Below are 15,227 nucleotides of genomic sequence, written 5' to 3' on the forward strand. Positions count from 1 at the left end.
ATGAGTACGAGTCAACTGCAGTCTGGCTATCAAACCGAGCTGGCGGATTTTCGCGTCACGTTCAGCCGTGGCGGCGCCTATACCGCCATCGTGCTCGTGCTGCTCGGCGTGGGGCTCGACTACGCGCAGTATCCGGAGTGGCTCACGCCGTTCGCGGCCGCGCGCTTCGTGGTGTCGCTGCTGATCGGCGGGATCGTGCTCATGCTCAACGGCGACTCGGGGCGGCGGCTCGCGCCCTGGCTCACGCTCTCGTGGCTGCTGCTGCCGCAGATCATGATCTCGTGGATGATCTGGCAAACCGACGGCGTGCTGTCGCCCTATTACATGGGCCTCACGCTCGCCATTTTCGCTTCGGGCATCGCGTTGCCATTCGGCTTGTGGCAGAACCTCGTGTTCGGCGTGCTGTCCTGCTTCTTCTACCTGCTCGCCTGCGTGTTCCATCCAGGCGGCATCGCTTCGATCGGCACGATGACCGTCAATCTTCTGCTCCTGCTGTTCGCCGCCGCCGCCAGCGCCGTGTACACGTTCTTCAACGAGCGGGTGCGCTTCATGCTGTTTCGCCTGAAGGCGGAAGTCTCGGCGAAAAACACCGAACTCGAAGTCATCAACCAGCGGCTGCTCGACATCAAGGGCCAGCTGTTGCAGCAGGAAAAGATGGCGGCGATCGGTACGCTCGCCGCGGGCCTGCTGCACGAGGTCAATAACCCGGTCAACTTCTGCCTGATGGCGATCGAAGTGGCCATGGAAGAACCCGTCGCCAAGACCGAGGCCGGCATTCAGGAATGTCTCGTCGATGCGCGCCAGGGCATGCAGCGCATCCAGCACATCGTTTCGGACCTGAAGACCTTCGCCTACCGCAAGCCCGGCGCCGACGCCGAAGTGGGCACGCCGTTCCTGTTCGAGAAGGCGCTCGATTCGGCGGTGCGGCTGGTCGGCCACGAGCTGCGCGGCGTCGCGGTCACGCGCGAGCTGCCCGACGACACGCTGGTGCTCGGCGACGAAGCCGCCATCATCGGCGTGCTGATCAATCTGCTCTCCAACGCCGTGCTCGCCATGCGCAAGGCGGGCACGCCGAAGCCGGCCATCCACGTGTCCGTGAAGTGGGTCGACGAGCGTCTGCACGTGAACGTGCGCGACAACGGCCCCGGCATCGCCGACGAGCATCTCGCGCGCGTGTTCGAGCCGTTCTTCACGACGCGCGACGTGGGCCAGGGCCTGGGCCTCGGGCTGTCGATCAGCTATGCCGTGATCGAGCGTCACGGCGGCCTGCTGTTCGCCGAGAGCGAGCTGGGAAGCTGGGCCGCGTTCAGCTTCGACCTCTCGCGCGCAACCTGATGCCACCGTATGCGCCCATGACTGCGCCGATGAACCGACGCGCGAATCGAGATCCCTCATGAACCCGTCCAGCGACGCCACCCCAACCGCCCGGCCCACCGTGCTCTACGTCGACGACGAAGCGCTCGCGGGCAAGTATTTCGCGCGCGCGGTCGGCGCCGAGTACGACGTCCTGCTCGCCACGAGCTGCGACGAAGCCATTGCCGTTCTGCACGACAACGCGCAGGTCGCCGTGCTGCTCACCGACTTCCGCATGCCCGGCCGCGACGGCGGCGAGCTGCTGGAAGCGGTCGCGCACGACTACCCGCGCATCGTGCGCATTCTCGTCACCGCCTATACCGACATCGACGTGCTGCAAGAAAAACTCAAATCCGGTGCGGTGTTCCGCATCCTCGAAAAGCCGCTCAGGCCCGCCTCCGTGCGCGATACGCTGCAACTGGCGTTCGAGCGCTACCACGAATCCCCCCCTATCCAGGGTCAAACGCACAGGAGTTGTTGATGAACGAAGCGAAAGCCACCCAGGAGTCGGCACCGGCGATCATCTTCGTCGATGACGAGGCCACGGCCGTGAAGTATTTCCAGCGTGCGATCGGAAGCCTGGCGCCGGTACTGACCGGCAGCTCGGTGGAAGAAGGCAAGGCGCTGCTGGACGCGCACGGCGACAAGGTGGGGGTCCTTGTCTCCGACCAGCGCATGCCGGGCGAATTCGGCAACGAATTGCTGCGTTACGCGAGCGAGCGTTATCCGCATGTCGTGCGGATTCTGACCACCGCCTATTCGGAAATCGATCAGACCGTCGCGGCCGTCAACCTCGGCCACATCCATCGCTACATCAAGAAGCCGTGGGACATCACGGCGCTGCGCATGGAGCTGAAGCAGGCGCTCGAACTCGCCGACCTGCGCAAGGAACGCGACCAGTTGCTGCGCGAAAAGCTCGGCGTGCTGCAAAAGCAGACGCTCGCCACGCGCATCGGCCTCGTGCGCACGCTCGCCGCCGCGCTGATCGGCCCGGAACGCTTTCAGCCGGTGGAGACGTACCTCGCCGCCGCCGTGCTCGCCGACGTGCAGGGCAGCGAGCCCGACTGGCTGGTGCTCGACTATTCCGATCTGGTCGCCGCCGAAAGCGCGCGCAACGGTTCGTTCGGCCATCTGATCGCCGAAAATCTGGCGGCGCTGCGCAACCGTCACGTGGGATCGACGGTCGGCAACGCGGTCGCGGCCGTGGCCGACACGCTCGAAGCCGCGGGCCTCAAGGTGCGCCGCGAAGGCGACGGCATCGTGCTCGAGGAACGCACCGCGTTCGCGGAGTTCCTGGGCGAGCCGGCCAGCAAGGCGGTCTCGGTGCAGCACGCGGTGTGGCTCGCGAGCCTGCTCTGGCTCGACGGTCTCGACTTCGCGCTGGAGCCGGTGCGCAAGGGCGAAGCCATTGCGTTGCTGCCCGCGCAGCACAAGACCGAATTCCCCGTGGATCGCCTCGCCACCTGGATCGAGCAGTTCTAGGCGGAGCGCGTCGCACCGCCAGCCGCGATGGCCGCCGCTGCATAACGGCGGCCATCTTGCATTTCTCAGTGCCGGCGCAGCACCGCGCGCATGTCGCGGATGTCGCCCGCCTCGGGCTTGCCGTCGTACTTCTGCGCCGCCACGGTGGCCGCGCCCGTGCGATTGGGATCTTGCGCGATCTCCGTATCGATCTTGCGGCGGATCAGCGCGTGGATCGCCACGTTCGCCTCGCTGCGGCGCATGCCCACGTCGCGCATCAGGTCGTAGGCGCTGCGCAGCGAAGGATCTTCCTTGACCGAACTCGCGAGCCGTTTGGTCTTGTCGCGCTGCGAAAGCCCCGGCTCGGTCAGATTGCGATGGAACGCTTCGAGGTTGCCCTCCTTCTCCGTGGCGAACTCGTTCACGTGATAGTCGACCACCTCGTAGGCGTGCTTCGCGGCAATATCGGCGCGGCCCTTTTTCGCTTCCGTCGATTTGGTTTCGTCGATGTGCTTGCCCGTGAGCAGGCTGCGGAACAGCACTTCGTCGGCCTCGCTCTTCGCGTTGGCCTTGAGCGCGGCCTGCGCGCCGTCGATGGCTTCCTGCGGCGTCGAAGACGAATAGGCCACGTCCTTCATGTCCATGCGCTTCGTCAAGAAGCGATCGTTGATGTCGCGTTCCTTGTCGTCGCGCATGCGCTGCTTGAGGCCGCGCACGCCCTTCGCCAGGTCGAGCGCATTCGCGAAGCCGAGCGAGAGACCCGCGCTTTTCGCGCCGATAGCCGCCGCCGCGCCGGGCGCCGCCGCGATGCCGAGCGTGCCGCCGAGCACCGCGCCCGCCGAGGCGAAGCCCACGGTGTTGCGCGTGAGTTCGTAGGTCGCGCGGTTGCGCCGCTTGCCCGCCACTTCGTCCTTGATATAGGCGGTGAGGAACACGTTCTTCGCGTGCGCGGCCGCTTCCTTGTGCTCGGGCTTGTCGCTCGCCGCGAGCTTCGCGACCTTGTCCATGTCGTACACGAACTTGCCCTTCTTGTCCTTCGTGAGGATCAGCGTGTCGAGCTGCGGGTCTTTCTGGAAACGCTCGACGTCTTTCGCGAGCATGCTGTCGAGCTGCTTTTCATAGCGCTTGCCCTTTTGCACCGAAGCCGCCAGCGCGTGGCCGTTCATCGCGCCGAGCATGGCGTCGTGAATGCCGCCCACGCCCGCGCCCGTGCCGAGCAGCGCCGCATTGGCCTCGCCGTGAATGCCCGCCGCCGTGGCGTTGAACAGATTGCCGAACGGCCGGATACCGACCGCTTCGATCGCGGTGAAGCCCGGCTTGCTGCGGTCGTACGCCTGACCGATATCGCGCTTGCGCGGCGGCACGACGAATTTCGGATCGGCCGGGTCCTTGAGTTTGGACGCGTCCTTGACGGCTTTATCGGTGTCCTTGGCCCAGTCTTTGGTGTCGGTCTTGAAGTCGAATTCGGCGAGCTGATACGACTCGGTGGCCTTGGCCGCGGGCTTCGTGCTCGCGCCCGGCCGCCATTTGCCGATGGAAGCGAGCTTCGCGAACGGCGCGGAGCCGGTTTTCTCGGCGCTCGGGGTCGCGGTCCCGGCGGTTTTGTGGTTCGTGGGCGGGGGGCTCGCGGGGGGCTGCGTGCTGGCGCGAGTGCCGGTGGCGGTTTTCGTTTCCACCGCTGACGTTTTGGGCGCGGCGGTTTCCGTCGATGGGGCTTTCGGCGCGGCCGCGCGCACCGACTCGAAATGCCCGTGCTGATCCCACACCACGCCGCGATGTGTCGGCGGTTTGGCGGCGGCGTCGTCGGCGCGCAGCGTGGCGATCTGCGTAACGGGGTGTTGGTCGTCGATACCGGCCTGCACCACGCCCACCTGCAGATCCACGCCGTACTTCTTGTTGACGAGCGAGACCAGGTCGCGGCCGTGGCCGCCGTTGCCCATGTCGAGCAGCAGCATCTTGCCCGCTTCGTCGGGACGCTTGCTGTCGAAGGCGGCGCGAATCTCGCGCGCGGCCTGATGGCGCTCACCTTGATCGAGCTTCGGCGCGGCAATGTCGAGCAGCGAATAGATCGCGCAATTGTTGCTGCGGCCCGAGTTGTGCACGACTTCGAGCCCGAGCCCTTGCAGATGCGACTCGAACTTCTGGTTCAGCGAGGCCGTGGCGCGATACTGTGCGTCGCGCTGCTCGGGCGTCACGTCGGGAACGACCACGTCGTCGGACTTCGTGGTTTTCGCCGCGGAGTCCTTCCCGGCGTCCTCGCCAGTTTCTTTGCTGCTTTTCTTGCCGATCGCCTCGCCCGTTTCATCGTCGACAAGGATTTTGACCGGCGGTTTCGTCACGCCGAGGCTGGTCCCGGACGCATGGCTGTGCGTGGAGGCCGTGCTCGACGTACGCGCGAGGCTCGCGCGCGGCGACGTAGGCGCGCCCTCGAAACCGAGCTTCGCGAAGGCTTCCGAAGACGCCGTGCGCGGCGTGCCCGCGCTCGCCTTGTGGCCACCGGGCAGATGACTCGCGAGCTTGTGGCGCGCCTTCGCGAACGAGCCGATCTGCAACCCCGAAGCCGGCATCGCCGTGGGCGCCGTCTTCTGCTGCGGGGTTTTTTGCGGCGAAGACTTCGCGGTGTCGTCGGTCTTGACGGAGGTCGTCGCGGTCTGCACCTGCGTGTGGCCGCTGCCGAGTTTGAACATGGTGTGCTCCTTTGCAGCCTGGGGTTGCAGCCCGAATCACGCGCCGTCGCGTGAACCGCGCGCTCAGACGGAATGGGGCTCGTGCGATGCGGCTTCGCGGCTATCGTCGGCCGGCTCGTCGCTTTCGTGGCCCAGCAGTTGGCGCATGGCCTTGCGCACCCACGGATCGGCGCTATCCACATGCGCGCTCGCGTAGGCGTGCCAGAGCGGATCGCCGAGCATGCGCAGGCACAGCGCCTTGAGGTCGGGGCATTGCTCGTCGGGCAAGCCGTTCACGAGCTGCCACGCCTCGTGCGCGCGGCCGCGCTGCAACGCGATCATCACGGGGAACGCGAGCACGTCGCGGCTCGCGGGGCAGCGCTCGTGCAGTTGCGCGAGCACGCCTTCGGCTTCGTCGAGGCGGCCCCCGCAGATATGCGCGACGACCTCGCGCGCGAGCGCCGTGGCATCGGGTTCGGCCACGGCCGGGTTCACGTTCGCGCCCGCGGCTTCGCTTGTTCGAGCGAGCGCGTTCGCATCCATCGTCGCCAGGCTCATCGCGCGCCGCTCCTTACGCCACCGTGGACAACGCCTGCACGGCCGCGACGCCGCCGTTCATCATCGTCGTGGCCGCGAGACCTTCGGGCGTGAGCGTGGCCGCGCCACCCGCCGCCTGCGCCGCGCTGCCCGCGATCTGCTCGACGCTTTCCAGCGCTTTCTGCGGGTTCAGCGTGAGCAGCGACTCGCCGAGCTTGCCCGCGCCTTCCACCGCGTGCAGCGCGCCGCCCACCACGTCCTTGGCGGCATTGCCGATGTCGTGAAACAGACTGCCGATCGGATTCATCTGGATTCCTTATGAAGTCGTCATGAAAACAGGGCGATACCGCGAGCGCGACGCCATCCAGGCGAGTGGCGCGGCGCGCTCGTGCGTCACGCCATCGTCAGAAGTCGTTCTGCTGATTCAGGTCGCCCGCGCTCACCGTGACTTGCGCCGACGAGAACGTGACGTTGCCGCCGTCGCCGGTTTCGGGCTTCACGCCGCTCATCATCGCGCCGAGCGCGCCCTTGCCGCCGTCTTCGAGGCGCTGGATTTCCTTGGTCGCGCCCGAGTTGAACGACACCGAGCCGTCCTTGTTGATCTGGCCGACGGAGTCGCCGCTGCCGTTGTAGAGCGTGCCGTTCGAGTCGGCTTGCAGATGCAGCGCCTCGCCGCCCGCGCCCGTGTTGAGCTTGACGTCGTGCAGGCCCTGACCTTGACCCGTGCCGCCCACGCCGCCGCCGACACCGCCCGCGCCACCCGTGCCGCCACCGACACCGCCCGTGCCGCCGCCCGCGCCGCCGCCGTAGTTGCCGGCCGTCTGACCGCCGCCTTGCGAGCCGCCGCCTTGTTCGAGCGACTGGATGTCTTGCAGCAATTGCTGGACGCCGCCGAGTTGACCGGCGTCGGCCGAGCCCTGGCCCGCGCCGCCCGTGCCGCCGCTACCCTGGCCGCCGCTGCCCGAGTTCTGGCCGCCGGTCAGCAGCTGCTCGATGTCCTGCAGGATCTTGGCGATCGAGCTGCCGTCGTCGCCGCCGACGTTGCCGCTGCCTTGCGTAAAGCCCGAGACGCCGCTCGACGAATCCAGGTAGGCCGATGAAATCGAGTTGCTCATGCTGATTGCTCCCGCTGAAGAGTGTTGGATCGAATGCTGAATCGAAACGAACCGTCGACACGGGTCGAGCGCGCGTCAGTTCAACGCACAGCGTAGAAGCGCGTCGCGACGAACAGTGCCGCCGACGCGAAGCGAAGTCGCGCGAGCCGAATCCGCATGACCGCAATGCCAGTTTCAGGGCGCGGCACGCGATGGCGCGGGCGCGGCACGGGCATGGCACGCGCTCGCGAGGTTCGCGGGCCTGGCCGTGGCTTCGCGCGGCGCAGGCGGCGCGCGCCGGGCTTCATCGACAATCGACGGCGTTCGGGCTTGCGGCCGGGGCGCGTAGCCCGAGGCGCGTAGCCCGCCGCGCGCCACCAGAATGTCGTGCCATCCCGCGCCTTTCGCGCATTGCGCTTTCGGAGCCATCATGTCGAATCAACTGCTCGTGTCGAACGCTCTACTCGCGGTGTTTTCCTGGGGCGTGCGTTGCGGCGCGCGCGCCGAACTCGAAGAGATGCTGCAAGCGGTGCGCGTGCTGCAACCGCGCGGCGCGATTGGCGACGTGTGCGAGGCGCGCATGGAGATCGGCGCGCGCAACTGGCTCGCCGCCTCGCGCATCCTGCGCGAAGCCGACGCGCGCGGCGACGGCGGCCCGATCGTATGGGCGCTGCACAGCTGGTGCCTGCATGCGCTCGGCGACGTCGAATGGCAGCGTCTCGCGCATGCCGTGCTCGACAGCGGCGACGCCACCGCGATGGCCATCGTCGACCGCTTCCTGCCGCATGCGCAGGACGACGCGCACGAGGGTTATCGGCATGACGATGCGCGCGCACGCATCAACGAGGCGCTGAGCGTGGGCGCGCTTTGAGCGCGTCCGGCGTGGGAGCGAAGGTCGTTGGCTCGAAACGGGGATCGCAGAGCGCGTGGCACCCGGTTTCCAGCAAGACTTCGTATCGCGCCGCGCATGCGCTCCCCGATACGGCGACTCACGCGGCTTCGCCCGCCGCCGCTTTTTCGCACGGCCTGACCCGCCTGCACGCCGCCGCGCTCGCGTTCGTTTGCGCGAGCCTCGCCGCCTGTGCGAGCGCGCCGCGCCCCGTGACCGACTACAGCCTGCCGGACATGCTGCGCGCCGGCCCCGAGCAGCATCTCGACGACGTGCTCACCGCGCACGGCCAGACCGTGTACGAGTGCCGCGGCTCCGGCACCGAGCGTTACTGGATCCGCGAAGGCGATCTGGCAACGCTCGTGGATACGGGACGCCGCAGCGTGGGCACCGTCGCGCCGGGCGGCTATTTCCTCGCCTACGACGGCAGCCAGGTGCGCGTGCGCCGCGACGCGCATACGCAGGTCACGGCGGGCACGCTGCCGTGGGCGCGCCTGATCGCCCAGGACAACGCGCGGCGCCGCTTCAACGCCGCCGCGCACGGCCGCTTCGCGCGCACCGACGTGGTCGCGCGCCTGCACACCACCGGCGGCCTGCCGCCCGACCCGCTCTGCGACCGCGAAGGCGGCACGCTGCTCGTGCCCTATTCCGCCGATTACCTCGTCTACAGCCCCGCCTACGTGCCGCGTTCCGCGCCGCACTTTGCCCCGCCACTTCGCCCTCGTTCCTCGCAGCATTCCCGCCCGATCCGTCCCTCGACGGTTCCTGACGTTCTGCCCGCACAACGGTAACAGCCACCTCCACGATCCTCAAATTGTGTAAGCGGTTGGATTACATCGTGTAAGACTTTGTAGGAAAGCCAAGCCCAGCATGGGGCGGCGGCCTACGAGCGCCACACGTTGGCTCGTCGTATGAACATTTGCCCGTATGTGGGACGGGGTCGAAACGGTGAAACTCCCGGCAACTTCCGCCAATTTCCGCGCTATCCCGGTTTCTTCACACGATTGCAGCGCAGCAAACGCGCCGTGCAAAACACTCTTCAATGCGTATTTAACAAAATGTTACGTACCTGACCGGGGAGTCCTCATACCTTTCGTCTGCCGGGGCGCATTTCGCTCCGGCCTCACAGCGACCGTGAGACAAGACCATGAGCAACGGAAGGTTCAGCTTGCCGAGGACACTATTGAAAGTCGCACTATTCACTCATGACCCGCGCATGGTTCAACTCGTGGAGTCGTCGCTTGCCGCCGAGGGCGTCGAGTGCGCGCGTTACGGCGAGGAAGTCGATCTCGCCCGCGCGCTCCACCGCGAAGAATTCGGCGCGATCGTGTTCGACGCCAGCGCCGGCCTCGATCCGTCGCATCCGGTGCTGGCGCGCCGCGCGTGCTACGGCGACCGGCGCGCGCCGCTGGTGGCGATCGGCGACTTCTGCGCGCGCGACGACATGCACGCGGCGCTCAGCGCGGGCGCCGACGACTTCGTGCTGATGCCCGTCGATCCGCGCGAGTTGCGGCTGCGCGTGCTGCTCGCGGCGCGTCGCTTCAGCACGCGCGGCGTTGCCGCCGACCTGGCCCGCGACGAGGACGACGAACTCGAAACCGGCGTGTACCGCTTCAGCCGCCGCGACGGCCGCGTGCATATCGACGGCCGTGCCGTGCATCTGACCGCGCGCGAATTCGCCATCGCCTGGGTGCTGTTTTCGCAGCAGGGCAGCTATGTCACGCGGCGCGCGCTGGCCGCCGCCGTGTGGGGCAGTTCGGAGGAAATCGCGGGACGCACGCTCGAGCAGCACATCTACAAGCTGCGCAAGAAGCTCGCGCTCGACGGCGCGCACGGCGTGGTGTTGCGCACGATGTACGCGCACGGGTATCGCATCGAACGCGTGTTGCAGGAGCCGGTGAAGCTGTCGGCGAGGGTGCCGGCGAACTTGTCGCCGAACTTGTCTCCGAACGTGCCCGCGAGCGTCCCGGCGCCCTCGCCTGTGACGGCGCGCGCAGAGGAGCGCGGCAAAGAGCCCGCGTGCGTAGCGACGCCCGGCGTAGCGACGCCCGGCGCACCGACGCCCCGCACCCCCACACCCGCCACGGGCCACGCGAGCACGCCGCCGCGTGTGGAGCGCGAACTCACGCGCGCGTCGTGCCTCAACGCCGCGGGCACGATCAAGCTGCACGCGAGCAGCAGCGAAACCGCGCGCAACGCTCAGCCGTGGCCGCCGCAAAACGAAGCCTGCGACGCGTGGCCCGCGCTCGTCGCCCATACGCCGCGCCGGCGCAGCGCCTGATTCGGGCACTGCGCCGGCGTTATCGGCACATCGACAGCCAGCGACGTTCAGCGGATTCGCCTCCGCCTCGACATCAGTACTCGATCACGTGCGGCGACAGCAGAACGAGCCGCTCCATATGGCTGTTCTGGTTCTCGCGATAGCGAAACAGCCCGCCCACCAGCGGAATCTTCGAGAGCACCGGCACGCCGCTCTGGCCGTTCGACGAACTGTCCACGCGATAACCGGCGATCAGCAGGCTCTGCCCTTCGTTGATGACCGCTTCCGTGTTGATCGTGCTCGTGGTGATGACGGGAATGTTGTCCACCTGCTGATCGGTGGTCTGACCGTCTTCCACATGCACCTGGAGCTTGATCTGCGTCTGGCCGTTTTCGTCGACGACCATCGGCAGCACACGCAGCGACGTGCCCGTCGAGATCGCATAGAGATCGCCCGACGTGTAGCCCTGCACGCGCACGTAGAACTTCTTCTTGTTGTCCATGATCGCTTCGACGTTGTCGAGCGTCGCGACTTTCGGGCTGGCGTCGATGCGCGCGAGGTTGTTGTCTTCGAGCGCGTTCACGCGCGCCATCAGATAGCGCCCCGCGTCGCCGAGCACCGCCGTGAGCGAGATGCCCGCGGGCGTGGTGTTGACGATCGTGTTGCCGCTCGAATCCGTGCTGCTGAACGTGGGGTTCAACTGGCCGTTCGCGTAGCTGTTGGCCGTGGTGCTGCCGGTGCCGGTTTGCAGGTCCACGTGACTGTTATGCGCGCGCCAGTCCACGCCGAGCTGCTTGAGCGCGGAATCGTCGATCTCGATGATGTGCGCTTCGATCTCCACGAGCTTGCGGCGCACGTCGAGTTGGTCGATCAGCGTTCGATACTGGCCAATGCGCTGCGGCAGGTCGCGAATCAGCACGGAGTTCGTGCGCGGGTCCGCCTTGATCACGGGCAGCACGCTCGCGCCCGTGGGCATCGCGCCGGTGCCGTAGCTCGCGTTGCTCATGCCGCCGTAACCGTAAGCACCGCCATAACCACCGCCGTAACCGCCGCCGCGCCCGCGCCCTTGCGCCGCCGCCTGGCCGCCCGCGCCCATCATGGCGGGCGGCAAGGGCGGCTGGATCACGTCGCCGCCACCGCCGCCGCTGCCCGCATCGGCGAACGGCGAGCCGCCGCCATTGCCGCCCGAGGCGTCGGTCATGGGCGTCTGGCGCTCCATGCCCGGCGTGACGTTGTTGGGGCCGTCCGCGCCGCCGTCGCCGCTGTCCTTGCCGGGGTGGTACATGCCCGCGAGCACGCGCGCCACGCCCGGCACCGTCACGGTCTTGCCGTCGATCACCACGTTGTGGTCGTCGGCCCAGCCATGCTTGAGCTGGAACACGCGCACCTCGGTGCCGGTGCGGCGGTTCGCGTTCTGGTCGAGCCGCGAGGCGAGATCGGCCACCAGCGCCACGTACTGCTTCGGCCCGGTGATGAGCGCCGCGCCCGAGGAGGGATCGTAGATCACCGGGAAGCGCGGATTGTCGAGGCCCATCTGCGTGAGCGTCGCGCGCAACTCGCGCGTGCCCGCGAAGTCGAGATGGATCATCTGGCGCGTCATGTCGTTGGCGCTGCTGATCGTCAGCACGCTGCCGTCGTAGAACCAGACAAAGCCGAAGGTGGCCGCGAGCGTGTCGAGAAAGCGTTGCGGCGACATGTCGAAGTTGCCCGACACGGCGCCCGTCACGTCGGGCGCGACCGCCGCCGCGATGCCCTGGCTCGCGGCGAAGTCGCGCAGCACGTCCTTGAGTTCCTTGCCGTCCACGGCAATGTGCACGGTCGCGGTGCGGAACGGCACTCGCATGGCCCACGCGTTCGCGCCGCAAGTGGCGAGCGCGAGGCAGAGGCACAGTCTGAAACAGGCGAGGAGATGCACTCCCCGCCGCTTTCGAAGCGCGGTGTCTATCATGGGTTCGTCGTCGATGCGGTTGAGAAAGGAACGCGCCGGCTTCAGCGCTTGAGCGTGTCGGAAGGCGCTTCGTTGAACTGGCGCCGATACCCGTTCACGAGCGTCGAACGGTTCTGCACGCCCCAGCGGTTGGCCGCCGCGAGCACGTCGTGCTCGCCGTGCGCGGCGTTGCGCTGCAAGTCGCGGCGAATGCGCTCCATGCGCTTTTCGCGGATGATTTCCGTGGGCGTCGAGCCAAGGCTGTTGCGAAACGCGCTCTGCAACGCGCGCTCCGTCACGCCGATCTCGGCGGCCACTTCGCGCACGGAGAGATCGCTGCGATCGAGGTTGTCCATCAGATAGCGATACGCGCGCCGGTATTTCGCGGGCAAACGCGCGCCCACGTCGTCGAGTTGCGGCGTCTGGCGTTGCGCGCGATGCGCGAGCGAGGCGAGCATCGTGGCCGACTCGCGCAGGCATTGCATGGCCGCGAGCGCGTAGCGCCGGTACAGTTGCGCCGCTTCCTCGTCGCGGCCTTGCGCGCCGCGCGCCTTCGCGAGGCAATACAGATACTCCAGATGCCGGTGATCCTGCGCCGCGCGCAGGTCGGCGGCGATGGGCGCGAGCATGGTTTCGGCGAGTTGCGGCGTGCCGCTCGCGAGACTCGCGAGCGCGATTTCGAGGCGCACCGCGTACTGATACGCGTGCAGGCCGTTCGCGGCGCTCCAGTTCAGATGCGCGAGCGCGGCGGCTTCCGCGCCGGGTTGCCCGAGCGCGAGGCGGCGCAGCGCGTCGAGATACGTAATACGCGCGCGCAGCAGCGGCGAACGCGTGCGCTGTGCGCGGCGCGCCAATGCGTCCGTGCCCACGAAGCCGGATTCGCGCACGGCGCGTAGCGCGAACGCGCCGGTCGCGCCGGACTGCCAGTACACGTGGTCGGAGAGTTGCGCGGCCGTGCGCAGGTCGTGCTGGCTCGCGAGGTCGTAGCGCAACGTGTCGATGATGTCGCGCCAGACTTCGGCGCGATCCGCCTCGTCGCGATGGTCGCGATCGTCGGCATCGTCGGCCGCCGCCTGGATCAGCGTGTCGAGTTCGTCGAGCCACTGCACGGCTTCGCCGTGCTGGCCCGTTTCCAGCAGCACGCAGAGCGCGCCGAAGCGCCCTTCCAGCGCCTGGGCGGGCGTGAGCCGTTCGTCGTCCACGAGACGCATGAAGCACGACATCGCCGTGCCGAAACGCTGGCGGAAAAACGCCTGCCAGCCCGCGTTGCGGCACGAGGCGGCGCGCATGTCGCGGCGCGAGCCGCGCATGAGCTTTTGCGCTTCGCGGTAGGAATCTTCGGCGTCCACTTCGATGCCGAGCAGGGTCTGCAAGTCGGCCTGAAGCTGCAGGCAGGGCGCGGCGCAATGGTGCGCATGCGCGACGGCTTCGGCAATGCGTCCTTCGTGCAGCATGTCGAGCTGGCCGCGCGGCGCGCTCGTGGACGACAACGCGGAAACAAGCGGGAAATACAGGCTGGAAAACATTCAGGACTCCGTGTTGACCGCATGCGGATGCGCGCAATCGCGAACGCCCGGGCTCGTGCCTGAACGAACGCAAACGATTGCATCGCGACGGAGTCAATGTAGCCGGAGAACTGCGTTGAGATTCTCAACAAAGCGCACAGTCACGCTTCATTTGAGCAATGTTGAAGAAGCCGCATCCTCATGCGCGCCGGGTCGCGGTGGCGCCTTGTGCGTGCCCTGGATGCCGGACGCCTCGCGCATCTGCGCGGCGAACATGCGCAGGTCGAGATGATCGCGCACCTCGTTCACGAAGATGCCCGCGAACAGCGCGAGCAGCACCACGGCCACCGCGCCCTTGATCGGCTGGCTCAGCGCGCCGAGTTCGAGTTTTTGCGCCGATTTCGCCGCGATATTCACGCCCAGGTCGATCAGCACCATCACGAACAGCAGCGGCGCGGCGAGCTTGGCGATCATTTCCATTAGCGTGTCGGTCTGGCGCAGCACGAACACTTCGAGGAAGTCGGTGTCGAGCGGTCCCGGCGAGGCCACGGGCCACCACTGGTACGACTCGTAGAGCGCCTGCAGCATGAAGTTCATGCCGCCGAGCGTCCAGAACGCGACGATCGCGAGCTGGCTCATCAAGGTGCCCGAGGGCGTGGACTTCTCCGAGCGCAGCGGGTTGGTGATCTGCGCGTTGTTGTAGCCCGTGAGGCTGTCGAGATACATGCCCGCGCTTTCCGCCACCCAGAACACCGTGGAAGCCGCAAAGCCCATCACCGTGCCGATCAGCGCCTCGCGCAAGCCCGTGATGAGCAGCGTCGTGCCCGTGAGCGTGCTCGCGAAATCCGCGGGCTGCGCGAGCGCGATATAGAAGCTGAAAATGAGCGCGACGCCGTTGCGCACCGGCCCTTGCAGCGTGCCGTCTGCCGTGGGCGGAAAGAGCGTCATGATGACGAACAGGCGAATCGAGCACACGCCCAGCACCATCAGGTCCTGGACCAGCATCGGGCCGTAGAGCAGAAACGCGTCGTTCATGCGTGGCGGCGCCTCGCGAGCATCTGTTCTTCGGCGGCTTCGTCCTCGGCGTCGAGCGCGGCGGCTTCGAGCACGCCGGCGAGCGTCTTCGCGCGCTCGCGGCACACGTCGATCCGGCCGCGATTGAGCGCGATGGCGCGCCGCGCCGCGTCGGCTTCGGCGTCTTTCGCGGCCACGGCGGCGCGTTGCGCTTCGAGGTCGGCGAGCGCCTGCGCGGTCTGCGCGTCGAGGCTTTCCAGATAGCGGCGGCACGCCTCGAAGTCGTCGAGCGAAAAGCGCGTCTCGCCCGTCATCATGCGCGCGATGCGCATACGGTGATCGGCGGCCACGGCTTCGAGTTGCGCCACGCGCGCGGCGGTCTCGTCGGCCTGCGCCTGCGCTTCCCCGCGCTCGCGGCGGCGCGCCTCCAGCGCCGCGCGCAGGTCCGGCTCCTTGCGCTCGCGGCGCTGGCTCGCGCGTTCGAGCGCGACGATGCGGCGTTTCGTCGTGTTCATGCGCGC

The 15,227-nt window shown here is 67.6% G+C and carries 14 protein-coding genes and 1 pseudogene; 6 read left to right on the plus strand and 9 right to left on the minus strand.

What is annotated here, in order from left to right; translation table 11 throughout:
- The 3 genes and pseudogenes from FAZ98_RS28570 to FAZ98_RS28580 all read left to right on the plus strand — a co-directional run bounded on the left by FAZ98_RS28570 (window position 1) and on the right by FAZ98_RS28580 (window position 2,835).
- A complete protein-coding gene (locus tag FAZ98_RS28570; RefSeq protein WP_158956619.1) occupies window positions 1-1,335 on the plus strand; it encodes a sensor histidine kinase in 1,335 nt (444 codons plus the stop codon).
- Between the two features lie 58 nt (window positions 1,336-1,393).
- A pseudogene (locus FAZ98_RS28575) lies at window positions 1,394-1,795 on the plus strand (response regulator); the annotation flags it as partial.
- Window positions 1,796-1,833: 38 nt separating this feature from the next.
- Window positions 1,834-2,835: a response regulator gene (locus tag FAZ98_RS28580; RefSeq protein WP_158956623.1), complete on the plus strand. Its 1,002-nt coding sequence runs from the start codon at window positions 1,834-1,836 to the stop codon at window positions 2,833-2,835.
- A gap of 65 nt (window positions 2,836-2,900) precedes the next feature.
- Here FAZ98_RS28580 and FAZ98_RS28585 read toward each other — a convergent pair whose 3' ends face one another.
- The 5 genes from FAZ98_RS28585 to FAZ98_RS28605 form a co-directional block, all read right to left on the minus strand.
- Window positions 2,901-5,501 carry a hypothetical protein gene (locus FAZ98_RS28585; RefSeq protein ID WP_158956625.1) on the minus strand — a complete coding sequence of 867 codons (2,601 nt, stop codon included), beginning with the start codon at window positions 5,499-5,501 and terminating at the stop codon, window positions 2,901-2,903.
- 63 nt (window positions 5,502-5,564) lie between these two features.
- Window positions 5,565-6,038 carry an HrpB1 family type III secretion system apparatus protein gene (locus FAZ98_RS28590; protein ID WP_233272998.1) on the minus strand — a complete coding sequence of 158 codons (474 nt, stop codon included), beginning with the start codon at window positions 6,036-6,038 and terminating at the stop codon, window positions 5,565-5,567.
- A gap of 13 nt (window positions 6,039-6,051) precedes the next feature.
- The gene (locus FAZ98_RS28595; RefSeq protein WP_158956627.1) at window positions 6,052-6,324 is read right to left on the minus strand and encodes a hypothetical protein; all 273 of its coding nucleotides are present in this window, start codon (window positions 6,322-6,324) and stop codon (window positions 6,052-6,054) included.
- 97 nt (window positions 6,325-6,421) lie between these two features.
- A complete protein-coding gene (locus tag FAZ98_RS28600) occupies window positions 6,422-7,132 on the minus strand; it encodes a hypothetical protein (protein WP_158956629.1) in 711 nt (236 codons plus the stop codon).
- Window positions 7,133-7,306: 174 nt separating this feature from the next.
- Window positions 7,307-7,543: a hypothetical protein gene (locus tag FAZ98_RS28605; protein ID WP_158956631.1), complete on the minus strand. Its 237-nt coding sequence runs from the start codon at window positions 7,541-7,543 to the stop codon at window positions 7,307-7,309.
- Between FAZ98_RS28605 and FAZ98_RS28610 the strand changes: the two genes are divergently transcribed.
- The 3 genes from FAZ98_RS28610 to FAZ98_RS35475 all read left to right on the plus strand — a co-directional run bounded on the left by FAZ98_RS28610 (window position 7,542) and on the right by FAZ98_RS35475 (window position 10,281).
- A complete protein-coding gene (locus FAZ98_RS28610; protein WP_158956633.1) occupies window positions 7,542-7,982 on the plus strand; it encodes an HrpB1 family type III secretion system apparatus protein in 441 nt (146 codons plus the stop codon). The genes FAZ98_RS28605 and FAZ98_RS28610 overlap by 2 nt on opposite strands.
- An 11-nt stretch (window positions 7,983-7,993) precedes the next feature.
- Window positions 7,994-8,791, plus strand: a complete 798-nt coding sequence (locus tag FAZ98_RS28615) for a DUF3455 domain-containing protein (protein ID WP_158956635.1) — start codon at window positions 7,994-7,996, stop codon at window positions 8,789-8,791.
- A 425-nt stretch (window positions 8,792-9,216) separates the two neighbouring features.
- Window positions 9,217-10,281: a response regulator transcription factor gene (locus FAZ98_RS35475; protein ID WP_199272474.1), complete on the plus strand. Its 1,065-nt coding sequence runs from the start codon at window positions 9,217-9,219 to the stop codon at window positions 10,279-10,281.
- Between the two features lie 73 nt (window positions 10,282-10,354).
- Here FAZ98_RS35475 and sctC read toward each other — a convergent pair whose 3' ends face one another.
- The 4 genes from sctC to FAZ98_RS28640 all read right to left on the minus strand — a co-directional run bounded on the left by sctC (window position 10,355) and on the right by FAZ98_RS28640 (window position 15,221).
- Complete coding sequence (sctC, locus tag FAZ98_RS28625; protein WP_199272475.1) at window positions 10,355-12,208, minus strand: type III secretion system outer membrane ring subunit SctC; 1,854 nt, start codon at window positions 12,206-12,208, stop codon at window positions 10,355-10,357.
- A gap of 41 nt (window positions 12,209-12,249) precedes the next feature.
- Window positions 12,250-13,713: a helix-turn-helix transcriptional regulator gene (locus tag FAZ98_RS28630; protein ID WP_158956639.1), complete on the minus strand. Its 1,464-nt coding sequence runs from the start codon at window positions 13,711-13,713 to the stop codon at window positions 12,250-12,252.
- A 147-nt stretch (window positions 13,714-13,860) separates the two neighbouring features.
- Window positions 13,861-14,727: a type III secretion system export apparatus subunit SctT gene (sctT, locus tag FAZ98_RS28635; protein WP_233272999.1), complete on the minus strand. Its 867-nt coding sequence runs from the start codon at window positions 14,725-14,727 to the stop codon at window positions 13,861-13,863.
- The gene (locus tag FAZ98_RS28640) at window positions 14,724-15,221 is read right to left on the minus strand and encodes a type III secretion protein (protein ID WP_158956641.1); all 498 of its coding nucleotides are present in this window, start codon (window positions 15,219-15,221) and stop codon (window positions 14,724-14,726) included. Before FAZ98_RS28640 ends, sctT begins: the two co-directional genes overlap by 4 nt.
- Window positions 15,222-15,227: the final 6 nt, after the last annotated feature.

The organism is Paraburkholderia acidisoli (assembly GCF_009789675.1).
Classification (GTDB): Bacteria; Pseudomonadota; Gammaproteobacteria; order Burkholderiales; family Burkholderiaceae; genus Paraburkholderia; species Paraburkholderia acidisoli.

Excerpts from the sequence above, each read along its gene's own strand:
- FAZ98_RS28570 (WP_158956619.1), top strand. The coding sequence starts at position 1 with ATGAGTACGAGTCAACTGCAGTCTGGCTATCAAACCGAGCTGGCGGAT.
- FAZ98_RS28580 (WP_158956623.1), top strand. The coding sequence starts at position 1,834 with ATGAACGAAGCGAAAGCCACCCAGGAGTCGGCACCGGCGATCATCTTC.
- FAZ98_RS28585 (WP_158956625.1), bottom strand. The coding sequence starts at position 5,501 with ATGTTCAAACTCGGCAGCGGCCACACGCAGGTGCAGACCGCGACGACC.
- FAZ98_RS28590 (WP_233272998.1), bottom strand. The coding sequence starts at position 6,038 with ATGAGCCTGGCGACGATGGATGCGAACGCGCTCGCTCGAACAAGCGAA.
- FAZ98_RS28595 (WP_158956627.1), bottom strand. The coding sequence starts at position 6,324 with ATGAATCCGATCGGCAGTCTGTTTCACGACATCGGCAATGCCGCCAAG.
- FAZ98_RS28600 (WP_158956629.1), bottom strand. The coding sequence starts at position 7,132 with ATGAGCAACTCGATTTCATCGGCCTACCTGGATTCGTCGAGCGGCGTC.
- FAZ98_RS28610 (WP_158956633.1), top strand. The coding sequence starts at position 7,542 with ATGTCGAATCAACTGCTCGTGTCGAACGCTCTACTCGCGGTGTTTTCC.
- FAZ98_RS28605 (WP_158956631.1), bottom strand. The coding sequence starts at position 7,543 with ATGATGGCTCCGAAAGCGCAATGCGCGAAAGGCGCGGGATGGCACGAC.
- FAZ98_RS35475 (WP_199272474.1), top strand. The coding sequence starts at position 9,217 with ATGGTTCAACTCGTGGAGTCGTCGCTTGCCGCCGAGGGCGTCGAGTGC.
- sctC (WP_199272475.1), bottom strand. The coding sequence starts at position 12,208 with ATGATAGACACCGCGCTTCGAAAGCGGCGGGGAGTGCATCTCCTCGCC.
- FAZ98_RS28630 (WP_158956639.1), bottom strand. The coding sequence starts at position 13,713 with ATGTTTTCCAGCCTGTATTTCCCGCTTGTTTCCGCGTTGTCGTCCACG.
- sctT (WP_233272999.1), bottom strand. The coding sequence starts at position 14,727 with ATGAACGACGCGTTTCTGCTCTACGGCCCGATGCTGGTCCAGGACCTG.
- FAZ98_RS28640 (WP_158956641.1), bottom strand. The coding sequence starts at position 15,221 with ATGAACACGACGAAACGCCGCATCGTCGCGCTCGAACGCGCGAGCCAG.